At 45.2% G+C, this 14,064-nt stretch carries 14 protein-coding genes; all 14 read left to right on the top strand.

Annotated elements, in window-relative coordinates; genetic code table 11:
- Window positions 1-10: 10 nt before the first annotated feature.
- The 14 genes from MRBLPE1_RS26960 to argC all read left to right on the top strand — a co-directional run bounded on the left by MRBLPE1_RS26960 (window position 11) and on the right by argC (window position 14,030).
- On the top strand, window positions 11-577 hold the full coding sequence (locus MRBLPE1_RS26960) for a DUF6470 family protein (protein ID WP_364151665.1): 567 nt from the start codon (window positions 11-13) through the stop codon (window positions 575-577).
- A 111-nt stretch (window positions 578-688) separates the two neighbouring features.
- A complete protein-coding gene (fliW, locus tag MRBLPE1_RS26955; protein ID WP_364151662.1) occupies window positions 689-1,081 on the top strand; it encodes a flagellar assembly protein FliW in 393 nt (130 codons plus the stop codon).
- A gap of 12 nt (window positions 1,082-1,093) precedes the next feature.
- Window positions 1,094-1,318, top strand: a complete 225-nt coding sequence (gene csrA / locus MRBLPE1_RS26950) for a carbon storage regulator CsrA (RefSeq protein WP_364151659.1) — start codon at window positions 1,094-1,096, stop codon at window positions 1,316-1,318.
- Window positions 1,319-1,460: 142 nt separating this feature from the next.
- On the top strand, window positions 1,461-3,200 hold the full coding sequence (locus MRBLPE1_RS26945) for a flagellin (protein WP_364151656.1): 1,740 nt from the start codon (window positions 1,461-1,463) through the stop codon (window positions 3,198-3,200).
- Window positions 3,201-3,480: 280 nt separating this feature from the next.
- A complete protein-coding gene (gene fliD, locus MRBLPE1_RS26940) occupies window positions 3,481-4,995 on the top strand; it encodes a flagellar filament capping protein FliD (RefSeq protein ID WP_364151653.1) in 1,515 nt (504 codons plus the stop codon).
- A gap of 14 nt (window positions 4,996-5,009) precedes the next feature.
- Window positions 5,010-5,384, top strand: coding sequence for a hypothetical protein (locus MRBLPE1_RS26935; RefSeq protein WP_364151650.1), 375 nt, complete (start codon window positions 5,010-5,012; stop codon window positions 5,382-5,384).
- 208 nt (window positions 5,385-5,592) lie between these two features.
- Complete coding sequence (locus MRBLPE1_RS26930) at window positions 5,593-6,006, top strand: flagellar protein FlaG (protein ID WP_364151648.1); 414 nt, start codon at window positions 5,593-5,595, stop codon at window positions 6,004-6,006.
- A gap of 102 nt (window positions 6,007-6,108) precedes the next feature.
- Window positions 6,109-6,534, top strand: a complete 426-nt coding sequence (fliS, locus tag MRBLPE1_RS26925) for a flagellar export chaperone FliS (protein WP_364151645.1) — start codon at window positions 6,109-6,111, stop codon at window positions 6,532-6,534.
- A gap of 269 nt (window positions 6,535-6,803) precedes the next feature.
- Window positions 6,804-7,001 (top strand): cold-shock protein, encoded by a 198-nt coding sequence (locus MRBLPE1_RS26920; RefSeq protein WP_028608231.1) that lies wholly within the window; start codon window positions 6,804-6,806, stop codon window positions 6,999-7,001.
- Window positions 7,002-7,251: 250 nt separating this feature from the next.
- Entirely contained in the window at window positions 7,252-7,797 is a 546-nt protein-coding gene (hpf, locus tag MRBLPE1_RS26915) for a ribosome hibernation-promoting factor, HPF/YfiA family (RefSeq protein ID WP_364151643.1), read from the top strand.
- Window positions 7,798-7,936: 139 nt separating this feature from the next.
- Window positions 7,937-10,444 (top strand): preprotein translocase subunit SecA, encoded by a 2,508-nt coding sequence (secA, locus tag MRBLPE1_RS26910; protein ID WP_364151641.1) that lies wholly within the window; start codon window positions 7,937-7,939, stop codon window positions 10,442-10,444.
- 67 nt (window positions 10,445-10,511) lie between these two features.
- Window positions 10,512-11,619 (top strand): peptide chain release factor 2 gene (gene prfB, locus MRBLPE1_RS26905; RefSeq protein WP_364151639.1). Its coding sequence is split into 2 segments (ribosomal slippage): window positions 10,512-10,583 and window positions 10,585-11,619, totalling 1,107 coding nucleotides; the frame shifts between segments, so codons are not numbered across the junction.
- An 87-nt stretch (window positions 11,620-11,706) separates the two neighbouring features.
- A complete protein-coding gene (locus MRBLPE1_RS26900) occupies window positions 11,707-12,591 on the top strand; it encodes a YitT family protein (RefSeq protein ID WP_364151636.1) in 885 nt (294 codons plus the stop codon).
- 389 nt (window positions 12,592-12,980) lie between these two features.
- Entirely contained in the window at window positions 12,981-14,030 is a 1,050-nt protein-coding gene (gene argC, locus MRBLPE1_RS26895) for an N-acetyl-gamma-glutamyl-phosphate reductase (protein WP_364151633.1), read from the top strand.
- Window positions 14,031-14,064 lie beyond the last annotated feature (34 nt).

The following is a 14,064-nucleotide window of genomic DNA, read 5'->3' as shown; positions in this document are numbered from 1 at the left end:
ATGTGCTTAAATGCAAATTCCTCAAATCCAAATTCGTCAAACGCCAGCAATATTGTCAATTGACGCTGACAACGGTATGCAGTCATTGGAGCAACCTCAAGCTACTGTGGAGATGGAACAGGTTCGGCCGGAACAACATTTTACGACTACTAGAAGCCGACTTGAAATCAATCAGGACCGTGCTTGGGATGCTTTAGGGCTTGGCGGGAATTTGGAAACGATGAGCAAAATATATTCTATGGCATCGGACATGGCTCTTCGGGGACTTGCTCGCATTGTAGAGCAAGGAAATCGAATGGCAGACATTCATTTGGGTGGAAACCCGATCGCGGAGATGGCTCGAGATTGGCAGCGTACATTCCCAGAATTTGATTTCAGTGGAGAAGCTTCTTACGATAACGTTGATGTTTCTTACACACCTGCTGAGGTATCCATTGAGACAACACCGGGAAGAGTTGAGTTGAATGTTCAAGTAAATCGGCCTATTCATCAATATGAGCGAGGCAAGTTAGACATTTATATGAGCCAATATTCCAAGGTGGAGATCATTCCTCCCCAGATTGACCAGTTGATATAACCTAAGCGTTTACTCATTCGAAACTATAGACCAGCAGCGTAACTGCAAGCAGTTGCGGGGTCTATAGTTTTATTTATAAATATAGGCAATCATATGGAGGAGGTTAATAAATTGAGCGAGAATACATCAGTGATTTTTTTTGAACAAGGCATACCTGGATTTGAGCATATCCATCAGTTTATGATTTCTGATTTAGAGGCGGAGCTGCCAATTAAGCTGATGCAGGCGGTAGACGATCAAGAGGTTTCCTTGCTGATCGTGAGCCCCTTTTTCTTTTATCCGGAATATGAATGGGAGCTATCCGAATCGGCAAAGCAGGAACTGCAGATCCAGTCTGAGCAAGATGTCGAAATATGGTCGATCCTTACGATTCCTGCCGAACCTACAGAGGCGACAATAAACTTAATGGCTCCTTTGGTAATGAATCCGAACCAAAAGACGGGAAAGCAGCTTATCCTTCATGATAGCAATTACAGCTCGCGGGCCCCGCTTAATCGAATATAAGGAGGAACGTCCATGCTCGTTTTATCTCGCAAAAGCAATGAGTCCATTATTATTGGAGGCAATATAGAGATCGTAGTTTTAGGCGTGGAAGGCGATAATGTCAAATTGGGCATACGGGCTCCGAAGGAAGTAGATATATACCGCAAAGAAATTTACTTAACGATTCAAGCACAAAATCTTGCGGCTTCCAAACATTCATTAGGACTGGATGAAGTGTCAAAATTGTTCAAAAAATAATTATTAATTTATGCATAAATGCTATTAAATAAAAAATTGGAATGTCGATATATATAGTAGCACGGAAGACAGGGCGGCCGACCTGTAACCGTAAGCTTCCGCAAGGATGCGGATACTCGAAAATTTCAAGGAGGAAATAACAATGCGTATTAATCACAATATCACAGCAATGAACACTCACCGTCAACTAGGTGCTAACAGTGCAGCAACTTCCAAAAACATCGAGAAATTGTCTTCCGGTCTTCGTATCAACCGTGCAGGTGACGATGCAGCTGGTCTAGCAATCTCCGAAAAAATGCGTGGCCAAATCCGTGGTTTGGACATGGCTGCTAAGAACTCGCAAGATGGTATCTCTTTGATCCAAACGGCTGAGGGTGCATTGAACGAAACTCACAGCATTCTTCAACGTATGCGTGAGCTTGCTAACCAATCGGCAAACGGCACGAACACTGATGCTGACCGTGGCGCGCTTCAAGACGAAATGAACCAATTGACTTCTGAAATCAACCGCGTAGGTAACACTACTGAGTTCAATACTCAAAAATTGCTTCAAGGTGATGGGAAAGTTAGCCTTAAAGAAGGTAATGTGATTACCGATGGAGTACTGGCTGGTGGTGCAACAAACAAAACCCAAGCTACTCAAACTAATACTATTACAACGGCTGCAGGTGCTGGTGATACTGTTGAGTTTACTCTTAATGGTCAAAAACTTTCGGTTACTTTTTCAGCTGCAGGTTCCAATGGTGGAGCTACGGGAGATAACAAAGGTTACAACGTAACAAGTAACTCTGCTACAGTAGCTATCGATACCACTTTATCGACTGCAACTACTACAGGTACTGGTTTGCGAGACGCATTGACCAAAATGATTGAATCAAACGAATCATTAAAAGGCCAATACACAGTCACCGGAGCAGCAGGCGCTGTGACTATCACAGCTGTAGCAGGTGGGAAGTTTGACGGTGCAGAAGGCAATATTGCTACTGCAACTGAAACAGGAGCAATTGTATTTACTGCAGGTGCCGAAGATGTAGGTACCACAACACACGTTAAAGCAACAAAAAGCCTTGACTTTGCTGCCCTAGAAGTTACTAATGTAGCTACAACAGATGCCAACCTTAAAGCACTTGTTGGAACTGGTATGACTATCAATGGTCAGCAAATTGAGTTTTATAACGCTACTGATGGAGCGTACACAGGTCAAGGAATTGGTGTGAACATTAGTAATGCATTAGCTGAAGCAGTATATACTAATAAAGCCGATGTACTTGCAAAATCTATCGCTGATACTGTTGGAAGCAAAATTGCTGGCGTAGTACTAACTAGCGCTACAAGTAATATGGTAATTACTGCTACAACTGGTGGCGTAGCTGGTAACGATATAGAGTACAAAGACGGTGGAATTCAAAAAGAATTCAAAACTTCATTCCAAATCGGTGCTAACACGGGCCAATCCATGAGCCTTGAAGTTAACGACATGCGCGCTAAAGCCCTTGGTATCACTGGTAAAGCTGGCGATGCTGGCTTCACAGCAGCTAACGCTGTAACTGATGGTACTAACGATGTTAAAGGCGAAGCTGCTCTTAATATCTCCACTAAAGAAGGCGCTTCTGCAGCAATCGCAGTTTTGGATAAAGCTGTTGCTTCCGTTTCCAGCGAGCGTTCTAAACTAGGTGCTGTACAAAACCGTCTTGAGCACACAATCAACAACTTGGGAACTGCTTCTGAGAACCTAACAGCTGCTGAATCCCGTATCCGTGATGTTGATATGGCGAAAGAAATGATGGAACAAACGAAAAACAACATCCTTGCACAAGCTGCACAAGCTATGCTTGCACAAGCTAACCAACAACCGCAAGGCGTTCTTCAATTGCTTCGTTAATCCGCTCTTTAAGGAAAGCCTTAGGTCTATACCTAAGGCTTTTTTTATTCTTTTCTCATTCCGAGTATTTAAATAAACGTTAAATATTCAGAAGGATAAAAGATATTCAACGATAAGCTTAAACGGAGATACTCTCTATGATTTTATCCTTTTTAATAAAATTTCCTAAACTATATTCTATTTCTATCCGATACTACTAGTAGAAGATATTAACGTGAACGTAAACCGGGCTTACAAGAGATTTATTATCAAATAGATGAGAATAGGCAGGAGGAATAACATGATAAACTCCATTCGCATGGGAGGATTAGTCTCAGGTCTTGATACGGATTCGATTGTAAAGAATTTAATGAAGGCTGAGAGCGCGCCGCTAAATAAACTTCTTCAGAAAAAACAGACCGAAGAGTGGAAAAGGGATCAATTCAGAGAGATGAATTCTCTTTTATTGGATCTAAAGAACAAAACCTTTGATATGAGGCTCCAGGGGACCTATCAGAAAAAGGTATTGGCATCAGATGATGATAAAATCGTGTCTGCTAAACAAAAAGGAAGCCCAAGCTCATCTACTTATAATGTGAAGGTCACAGATCTCCCTGAGGCGGCAAAAGCAGCTTCCGTGAAATTTACGACGACGGGATTGACGGATGGAGCTGCTGTCATTGGTGAAGCGTTCGATTTTAAAATTGGAGCAACGACCATAAATGTGACCGCAACGGATACGATCAGCAGTGTAATAGCTAAAGTGAATAGTAGTTCTTCTACAACAGGAGTTACGGCAAGCTATTTGCAAGACGATAAATCCATAACGTTTACAACGACAACAAGCGGTGCAAGCGCAGCGATTTCGATTAGCAACACGGGTGGCTTTGGCGCGGGCAACAAGCTCGGATTATCAACGGGTACAGTGGATAGTTCTGCAACGATCACGGATTTTTCTACTAATAAGGGTTTCCAGTCCTCCAAAGACGCTACACCGGGAAACATTGAGATTAATGGTATAGCATATCAAGTCAATAGCTCGTCATTCACATTTGATGGCGTTGAATTTTCTATTAAAACTGCAGGAACAACGCAGGTTAATCTAAAGCCAGATGAGGATGCTATTTTTAAATCAATCAAAGAGTATGTTGATAAATATAATGAAATAACGGATAAAATTAATAAAAAAATTACCGAAGCTTCTTATAAAGATTACAAGCCTTTATTAACGGAGGAAAAAGAATCGCTATCCGAAAAACAAATTGAGCAATGGGAAGAGAAGGCAAAGAGCGGATTATTACGCCAAGATTCACTCCTCTCAAATGTACTGACCCAAATGCGTCAATCCTTATCAACGAACGTGCAAGGCACAGGCATTAGCGCGAAAAATGATAACCTAAGCGATATTGGGATTACAACCGGCACCTACGCGGAAAAAGGAAAGCTGTATATTAATGAAGCGAAGCTGCGCGAAGCGATTTCCAATGATGGAAGCGGCGTAATGGAGTTGTTCACCAAAACCAGCTCATCCACGGATGCCTCAACGAAATTTAATGAGAGCGGGCTAGCTCAGCGGATGTATGATCAGCTTAACAGCACGATGAGCAAACTTACGGATAAAGCGGGAAGCAGTGCTTCACTCATTGACAACAGTACGATTGGCAAAGGTCTGAGCAGGCTCAATACGGATATCAGCAAATGGGGAACCCGGCTCGAGAGCATCGAGAACCGTTACTGGAGTAAATTTACCGCAATGGAAACCGCGATGAGCAAGGCAAGCTCCCAAAGCAGCTGGTTGGCAGCACAATCGGTTTAGAAGGAGAGGGGATAATGACGATTAGTGCCTCTCTAGATTCCTTGCTTAACAAGCTCTTAATCTATACGCAATCGTTAGAGCAGAGTGTAGCAGACGAAGAAAGCGAACCGGAAGATTGGATAGAGCTGCTGGATAAAAGACAAGAGGTAATGGACAGTCTGAGCAGTATTTTCTCGCAAGGTATCCAATTAACAGAAGATCAGAAAAAAAGCTATCTTCAACCAGTTAATGATATGGATTTAAAGATTCATCCCATTATGGATCGGAAAAAAAAGTTGCTGGAATCCGAAATGATGAACATGAATAAAAGCAAAGCGGTTAATCAGCAGTACGGTGAGTTCGGGCAATCTTATTCTCCGTACGGTGCTTTTTTTGATAAAAAGAAATAATGAACAAAATAGGGCTTCTCTTAGAAGAGGCCTTATTTTTGTTTTATACGCATCTATGGAGAGCACCAAAATGGAAGACAAAGATTTACTGATTATGAAAAGGTTATTATAAAAGTTTCATTCCAAAATATAGCTTTCCATCTAATAGAAAAGAGATGATTAGCCGATATAAATCCTAGAACTATTGATGCGGAAGGAATGATAGGCAATGAACACTAATGTGCCGGCAACAGGAGCAATGAGCTCGCTGAACCGAAGTGCGATTGGTAACGATTTGGGGAATTCCGGAGTAGAGAAAGCAAGCTCTGTTGGGGCAAGTGATGCTCAGCAACTCTCGAGAATCACCAGCCAAGAGGATTTGAAAAAAGCAGAGCTTCGCGGCGAGCATTTCGCAATTAGCGATGAGCAGCTCGTTAAAGCAATCGATAGGGCTATTAAAGCTATGGAAGGAAAGAGCACGAACTTAGAATTTTCTGTCCATAAGCAAACCAATATTATTTCAGTGAAAGTACTTGATAGTGTATCGGGAGAAGTTATACGCGAGATTCCTCCAGAGAAAAACTTGGATTTCGTTGCTAAGCTATGGGAGATGGCTGGGATATTAATAGATGAAAAAGGATAATGGGGCATGCCGTTAAGCGTACTGATAAAGACAAGCCTTAAATAAGATGAACTCAAAAAGTGCTAGGCTAAAACAGCAATTTAGTTCATAGGAGGATAAAAAATGCAACTTCAACAACGTAATAAGTATATTCAAAATACAATTCAATCGGCTACCCCAGGACAATTACTTATTATGCTCTACGATGGCGCGATCCGTTTTTGCCGTCAAGGAATTGAAGCGATTAAAGAGCAACGTTATTCCGATGCAAATACAAATCTAATAAAAGTACAGGACATTATCAGTGAGTTCGTAATCACGATTGATCGAGCGAACCCTGTATCCGAGAATTTGATCAAATTATACGAATATTTCAATTCTCGTCTTATTGAAGCAAACGTGAAGAAAAATATTGAGCCTGTAGAAGAGGTGCTCGGCTATCTGATTGATCTGAAGGAAACTTGGATCCAAGCTTCTAAGCAATACAATCAGATAGCAGGACAAGTTAGCGGGACTAACTTCAAACAGACGCAATCCACGGTTATCTAATTGTTGACGCGAGCCGCCCTTTGGCGGCTTTTTTTTATAGTTCAAGTACGGATATGGTAAGGGTGACTTAAAGACTATTTATCGAGGGGAGATGGAGAAAAATGTTCCTTTTTCGACATGAATCGTCAACCGGAATCCCCCGTAAAACCTCAAATGAATTCGCTTACAACAAATTGTTTGACAATTCCGTGAAGTGGGTGTTATAGTCAAATTGTGGGTTATACAATGAGATGCCTCACAGTATTTGAAGATGAAGGGAATGTTTGCACATGCAAGGTAAAGTTAAATGGTTTAACGCAGAAAAAGGTTATGGATTTATCGAGACTGAGCAAGGCGGCGACGTATTTGTTCATTTCTCCGCAATCCAAACCGAAGGTTTCAAAACACTTGAAGAAGGCCAATCCGTCGAATTCGATATCGTTGAAGGCGCTCGTGGTCCACAAGCAGCTAACGTAGTTAAATTGTAATCATTCGGCTGATCCAGCCAACCTATATTTTGGATCATTAAACAAGAAACCAACATAAGCTCCGGGAAACCGGGGCTTTTTTTTGTGCCTAATACACTGATTGGGGTTAGGATAAGGCTTTGATTGTAGGAATAATATATCTAGTAGTACCGCAGCATCATTTATCTGAAAATTCTAAATAAAACAAAAACTATTTTGATTTGAGCGTTTACATATGATATAATAATCCCATGTAAAGGAGGAGTTCCCCATGAACTACAACATTCGAGGTCAACACTTTCAAGTGACAGACGCATTGAGAGACTACGTCGAAAAAAAACTCAGCCGATTGGATAAATATTTCGAAGCACCAATCACCTCCGATATTAACGCAACATTATCCGTCACCAAAGGTAAACATGCAGTTGAGGTGACCATTCCGCTCACCGGTGTCATGCTAAGAGCCGAGGAGAAAAGCGAGGATATGTACGCATCCATTGATTTGGTCGCGGACAAACTCGAACGACAAATACGCAAACATAAAACAAAAGTGAATCGCAAGTTCCGCCAAGGCAGCGGCGTACGCGCCTTATTCAAGGAGGAAGGCTCAGCAGTGGGCATCCTGGAAGAAGAAGACGATTTGGAGCTCGTGCGTACCAAACGTTTTGCGCTCAAACCTATGGATGTGGAAGAAGCGATTTTGCAAATGAATATGGTAGGACATAATTTCTTCGTTTTCTCGAATGTAGACAACAAAGAAGTAAGCGTTGTTTACAAACGCAGCGACGGAAAATACGGATTAATTGAGCAAGGCTAACCGTCATTATACTTAAATCAAAGGGCCTTTTCTCCATAATGGAGAAAGGCTTTTTCTTTTACATGCATCCTCGTTGCGGCGGTGTCGACAAACTGATACAATTTAATGCAAAGAGGCGTCATTACGAAAGGGGAATTCCATGCTCGGATTAGTGAAGAAGATATTTGGTGACCATAACGAGCGCGAGGTAAAACGGCTCCAGCGGACGGTAGATGAAATAAATGCGATAGAGTCGAAGTTTACGTCTTTATCCGATGAAGCGCTGCGCGCGAAGACAGAGGAATTCAAAGCGAGAATTGAAAAAGGCGAAACGCTGGACAAAATTTTGCCGGAGGCTTTTGCAACGGTAAGAGAAGCTTCCAAGCGTACGCTTGGCATGCGTCATTTTGATGTGCAGCTACTCGGCGGTATGGTTCTGCATGAAGGCAAAATCGCGGAGATGAGAACAGGTGAAGGTAAGACGCTTGTTGCGACGCTTCCGGTTTATTTGAATGCTTTGCTCGGCAAGGGCGTTCACGTTATTACGGTCAATAACTACTTGGCACAGCGTGACAGCGAGCTAATGGGTGAGCTTTACGGTTTCCTCGGCATGACCGTTGGCTGTAACCTTCACGGCTTATCGCATGACGAGAAGCAAGAGGCTTATGCATGCGATATTACTTACGGTACGAATAACGAATTCGGATTCGATTATTTGCGTGATAACATGGTTCTATACAAGGAACAAATGGTTCAGCGCCCGCTATATTTTGCCATTATCGATGAAGTGGATTCCATCCTAGTCGATGAAGCGCGGACGCCGCTTATTATTTCGGGACAAGCTGCGAAATCGACAGAGCTATATTTTGCCGCTGACCGCTTTATTAGCCGTTTGAAGCCTGATGAGGACTTTACAATTGACATTAAGCTGCGCAGCGTAATGCTGACGGAATCAGGCGTTGAGAAGACAGAGAAGGCTTTCCAAATTGAGAACCTGTTCGACCATGCGAACGTGACGCTGAACCACCATATTCAACAAGCGCTGAAAGCCAATTTCATTATGAAGCGCGATGTGGATTATGTCGTGGAAGAAGAAGAGGTTGTCATTGTCGATGAGTTCACGGGCCGTCTGATGTCTGGACGCCGTTACAGCGACGGCTTGCACCAAGCGATCGAGGCGAAGGAGCAATTGAAGGTTCAGAACGAGAGCATGACGCTTGCGACGATTACCTTCCAGAACTACTTCCGTATGTATCGCAAGCTAGCCGGGATGACGGGTACGGCGAAGACAGAGGAAGAAGAGTTCAAGCGCATTTACGGTCTTGACGTTATTCAAGTGCCTACGAACCGCTCCATGATCCGTAAGGATATCGCGGATGTCGTCTATAAATCCGAGATCGGCAAATTCAAAGCGGTCGTAGAAGAAATCGTCGAGCGCCACAGCAAAAACCAACCGGTGCTGGTAGGTACGATTTCGATTGAGAACTCTGAGAAACTGTCGGAAATGCTGAAACGCCGCGGCGTGACGCATAAGGTCCTTAATGCGAAGTTCCATGCGGAGGAAGCGGAAATCATTTCACGCGCGGGACAAGCAGGCTCGGTTACGATCGCAACAAATATGGCTGGACGCGGTACGGATATTTTGCTGGGCGAATCCGTTGCTGACCTTGGTGGTTTGCATATTATCGGTACAGAGCGTCATGAAAGCCGTCGTATCGATAATCAACTGCGCGGTCGTGCGGGACGTCAAGGCGATCCGGGTTCTTCGCAGTTTTATTTGTCGCTTGAAGATGAACTGATGCGCCGCTTCGGTTCGGAAAATATTATGGGCATGATGGACAAGCTTGGACTCGATGAGGATCAGCCGATTGAGAGCCGTATGATCTCGAGAGCGATCGAATCCGCACAGAAGCGTGTTGAGGGCAATAACTTCGACATCCGGAAGGTCGTCTTGCAATACGATGATGTAATGAACCAACAGCGTGAGGTTATTTATAAGCAGCGCCGTGACATTCTTGGCTCGAAGAACATCCGCCAGGAAGTAATGGATATGATCAAGCCTGTTATCGACCGCATTGTTGAAGCGCACTGCGCAGAAGATATTCCAGAGGAGTGGGATCTTCAGGCCATTGTGGATTACGCGCACGCTACCTTCCTTCAGGAAGGATCTTTGTCCAAGGAAGAAATCTGGGGCAAAGAGAAAGAAGAGATTGTCGACTATATTTATGAAGAAGTCGTTGCTTCTTACGATGAGCGCGAGGAAGAGCTTGGACCTGAAACGATGCGTGAATTCGAGAAAGTTGTCGTGCTGCGTGCAGTAGACAGCAAATGGATGGATCACATCGATGCGATGGACCAGCTGCGTCAAGGTATCCATTTGCGTGCATATGGCGGTACGGATCCGCTTCGCGAATATCAATTCGAAGGCTTCGAAATGTTCAAGGAAATGATCGAGAGCATTCAAGAGGAAGTCGCTAGATATATCATGAAGGCGCGCGTGGAAAGCAACCTGGAGCGTCAAGAGGTAGCTCAAGGCCAAACGACGACGACTAGCGGCGGCGGGGAAGCGGTCGAGAAACGTCCGGCTAAACGCGAGGAACGCGTAGGACGTAACGATGTTTGTCCTTGCGGAAGCGGCAAGAAGTATAAACTTTGCCACGGCAAGTAAGGAACAGCCATAGTTAGCCTGGCATAAAATAAAGAACGAACAATTATTTTGAGGTGAAGCGGAAGCTATGATAGACATAACGGTTAAACAAGACCTGCGTGAAATGGCCAAGCGTCTCCAAGAACTTAGGGGGTCTCTTTGACTTAGATCTTAAGCAGGAGATCATTGCCAACTTCGAAGAGAAAATGACGATGCCGGATTTCTGGGATGATAATGAAAAAGCGCAAAGCGTTATTTCCGAAATGAATGCGGTGAAATCGGTCGTTGATCATTACGATGGGCTGAACAGCGAGCAGGAAGACCTTCAGATGATGCTGGAGCTGGCTGATGAGGAGAGCGACGAGTCGCTTGCGGCAGACGTTGTGAGCGGCGTAGAGAAGCTTATGCGCAAAGTAAGCGATTTTGAGCTGCAGCTGCTGCTCAACCAGCCGTACGATAAGCTTAATGCCATTCTTGAATTGCATCCCGGCGCAGGCGGTACGGAGTCGCAGGACTGGGGATTAATGCTTTACAGGATGTATACGCGCTGGGCGGAGAAGAGCGGCTTCAAGGTAGAGCTTCTTGATTACCTGCCTGGCGATGAAGCGGGTATCAAAAGCGTCACGATTTTGGTCAAAGGCTTCAACGCTTACGGTTACCTGAAGGCCGAGAAGGGCGTACACAGGCTTGTCCGTATTTCTCCCTTTGATTCCGCGGGCCGTCGTCATACGTCGTTTGCTTCTTGCGATGTCGTTCCCGAAATCGATGACAGCATCGAGATTGAGATTCGTACGGAGGACTTGAAGGTGGACACGTACCGTGCAAGCGGTGCGGGCGGCCAGCACGTCAATAAGACGGAATCAGCGATCCGGATCACGCATATTCCTTCAGGGATTGTGGTAGCCTGTCAACAGGAACGTTCACAAATCCAGAACCGGGAACGCGCGATGAAGATGCTTCGTTCCAAGCTGTATGAACGGAAAATAGAAGAGCAAATCAAGCATCTCGCTGAAATTCGCGGCGAGCAGTCCGAGATTGCATGGGGCAGCCAAATTCGTTCTTATGTATTCCACCCGTACAGCATGGTGAAGGATCACCGTACTTCGGTGGAGACGGGAAATGTAGGCGCAGTTATGGATGGCGATATCGATGCGTTTATTGACGGGTATTTGCGTCATCAGATTCGACATGATTAAATAAACGGCTTTGGGGAAGAGTTCCGACACGGTATGCGTGCGGAGCTCTTCTTTTTGCGAAAATCAGCTTGCGAGGAGATAAATGGCATGAGTGAGAGCACGGTGAAACGAAGAAAAGGAGGGCGCACTTTAAGTCCGCGTGCCCAGTCGGCGTGGAGCATTGTCCAACTGCTGATCGGCTCGGTTATTGTCGCGATCAGCTTCAATATGTTCATGGTGCCGAATGGGATAGCATCAGGGGGCGTATCGGGGGTATCTATTCTAGTGCAGAGAATGGCAGGCGTAACGCCTGCGCTTACGCAGTGGGCAATCAATATCCCGCTGTTCATCGCGGGTTTGTGGCTGCTTGGTAAACGATTTGCGGTGAAAACGGCGCTGGGCTCGGTGATTCTGCCGTTGTTCGTATTATTGACGGACGGTTTGCAATCCCCGACCGACAATCCCCTGCTTGCGGCGATTTACGGAGGCATCGGGGTCGGCCTTGGCCTTGGGCTTGTTTTTCGAGGAGGCGCGTCCACGGGAGGTTTGGACTTAGCGGCGCAAATTTTACATCGCTATACGGGGCTTCCGCTCAGTCTGGCCATTGTTTGCTTTGACGGATGCGTGATCGTGGCTGCCGGCGTTATCATTTCGCCTGAGGTTGCGCTTTACGCTTTGATCGGGTTGTTCGTGACAAGCAAGACGATTGATTTTGTTCAGAGCGGATTGCAGTTGTCCAAAGTCGCATTTATTATTAGCGAGCGCTCGGAGGAGGTCTCGGGAGCGATATTGAATGATTTAGACAGAGGCTTGACGCGTCTTGATGGTCATGGGGGTTATACAGGAGCAGGACGCACGGTCTTGATGGTTGTCGTGGGGCAAAATGAGGTGCCGAAGCTGAAGCAGCTCGTACGCGCTATCGATCCGGGAGCTTTTGTGATTATTAGCAATACGGCAGAGGTTTTAGGGCAAGGATTTAAGCTGGAGAGCTGATCAAAGAGGGATATAGGCAGGTTAGCGGAGCGGTAATAAGGCACAAGAGAAGGCTAAATGACCTTGCCTATATTTCTGGCAGCCATTTTATATCATTTTCGATGGTTATATGATAGGATAAATTGGGAACATATGTTCTATGTGATGTATTTTATCGTCTGAGTAAACCGGTTAAACCGCATAAATAGTCAACAAATGTTCGTTGTATTAATATTAATTCGAATGTATAATAATACGAAGTAATGAGCGTATTTCCATCAACTGCCGAATGTTGTACAATTATAAGTTGAGGAAGAAGACAACCTTTCCGTCTTCGGAAAGAGCAATAGATGCAGCTGCAGCACCATTAATTTTACGTTTGCAGCATTTTGTTTCGGGGAGAGATGAACATGAGCACAAAGGTGAAAATTGCAATTATCGGATCAACCGGCTACGGCGGCGTAGAGCTCATTCGATTGCTCGCATCCCATCCGCTTGCAGAGGTGACATCGGTCATTTCTTCATCTAGCGCGGGGACGCCGATTACGGAAGGCTATCCGCATTTGACGAGCATTCGCGAGGAGCTGCTCGATGATGTTGAGCCTGCAGCGATTAAAGCGAAGGCGGATGTCGTGTTTCTTGCTACGCCTGCCGGTGTGGCTGCCAAGCTGGTGCCTTCGTTACTCGAGGCTGGCTTGAAGATTATTGATTTGTCGGGTGATTTCCGATTGAAAGCGCCCGGCCTATACGAACAGTGGTATAAAAAACCTGCTGCGGATGAGGCGTATTTGAAGCAGGCCGTATTCGGTCTGGCAGAAATATACGGGGATCAGGTGCTGGACGCTTCCTTTATCTCAAATCCGGGCTGCTACCCGACCGCTACGCTGCTGGGGCTCATACCCGCGGTCAAAGCGGGCTGGATTGATCCTTCTACCGTAATTATCGATGCCAAATCCGGGGTTTCCGGTGCGGGGCGCGGCGCTTCGCTGGGCACTCACTACTCCGAGCTGAATGAAAATTTAAGAGCTTATAAACTAAATAAGCATCAACATATTCCGGAAATTGAAATGGTGCTGTCCGATGCGGCGAATAAGCCCGTCGTGACCACTTTCACGACACATCTCGTGCCGATGACGCGCGGCATTATGTCCACGATGTATGCTGCGGTTCAAGGCGAGCACAGCACGAATGATTTTGTTGAGCTGTACCGTTCCTATTACGAAGGGCGTAAGTTTGTTCGTATCCGCCCCGAAGGCCAGTGGCCTTCCACGAAAGAAGTATGGGGCTCCAACTATTGCGACATCGGCTTTGCCGTCGATGAGCGCACGGGACGCGTAACCATCGTTTCGGTTATCGACAACCTGGTTAAAGGCGCTGCGGGTCAAGCGATTCAAAACTTGAATCTGATGATGGGCTGGGACGAGACGCTTGGTTTGCAGTTCGTACCTGTTTATCCATAAAGCGAAATATATCTTTTGATCTTATATCCATACT

The sequence above is a fragment of the Paenibacillus sp. LPE1-1-1.1 genome, assembly GCF_040676435.1.
Classification (GTDB): domain Bacteria; phylum Bacillota; class Bacilli; order Paenibacillales; family Paenibacillaceae; genus Pristimantibacillus.
The sequence above is the reverse complement of the archived record's forward strand: the minus strand, read 5'-3'. Positions and strand labels throughout refer to the sequence as shown.

Coding starts and splice junctions, on each gene's coding strand:
- MRBLPE1_RS26960 (WP_364151665.1), top strand. CDS start 11: ATGCAAATTCCTCAAATCCAAATTCGTCAAACGCCAGCAATATTGTCA.
- csrA (WP_364151659.1), top strand. CDS start 1,094: ATGCTCGTTTTATCTCGCAAAAGCAATGAGTCCATTATTATTGGAGGC.
- MRBLPE1_RS26945 (WP_364151656.1), top strand. CDS start 1,461: ATGCGTATTAATCACAATATCACAGCAATGAACACTCACCGTCAACTA.
- fliD (WP_364151653.1), top strand. CDS start 3,481: ATGATAAACTCCATTCGCATGGGAGGATTAGTCTCAGGTCTTGATACG.
- MRBLPE1_RS26935 (WP_364151650.1), top strand. CDS start 5,010: ATGACGATTAGTGCCTCTCTAGATTCCTTGCTTAACAAGCTCTTAATC.
- MRBLPE1_RS26930 (WP_364151648.1), top strand. CDS start 5,593: ATGAACACTAATGTGCCGGCAACAGGAGCAATGAGCTCGCTGAACCGA.
- fliS (WP_364151645.1), top strand. CDS start 6,109: ATGCAACTTCAACAACGTAATAAGTATATTCAAAATACAATTCAATCG.
- MRBLPE1_RS26920 (WP_028608231.1), top strand. CDS start 6,804: ATGCAAGGTAAAGTTAAATGGTTTAACGCAGAAAAAGGTTATGGATTT.
- hpf (WP_364151643.1), top strand. CDS start 7,252: ATGAACTACAACATTCGAGGTCAACACTTTCAAGTGACAGACGCATTG.
- secA (WP_364151641.1), top strand. CDS start 7,937: ATGCTCGGATTAGTGAAGAAGATATTTGGTGACCATAACGAGCGCGAG.
- MRBLPE1_RS26900 (WP_364151636.1), top strand. CDS start 11,707: ATGAGTGAGAGCACGGTGAAACGAAGAAAAGGAGGGCGCACTTTAAGT.
- argC (WP_364151633.1), top strand. CDS start 12,981: ATGAGCACAAAGGTGAAAATTGCAATTATCGGATCAACCGGCTACGGC.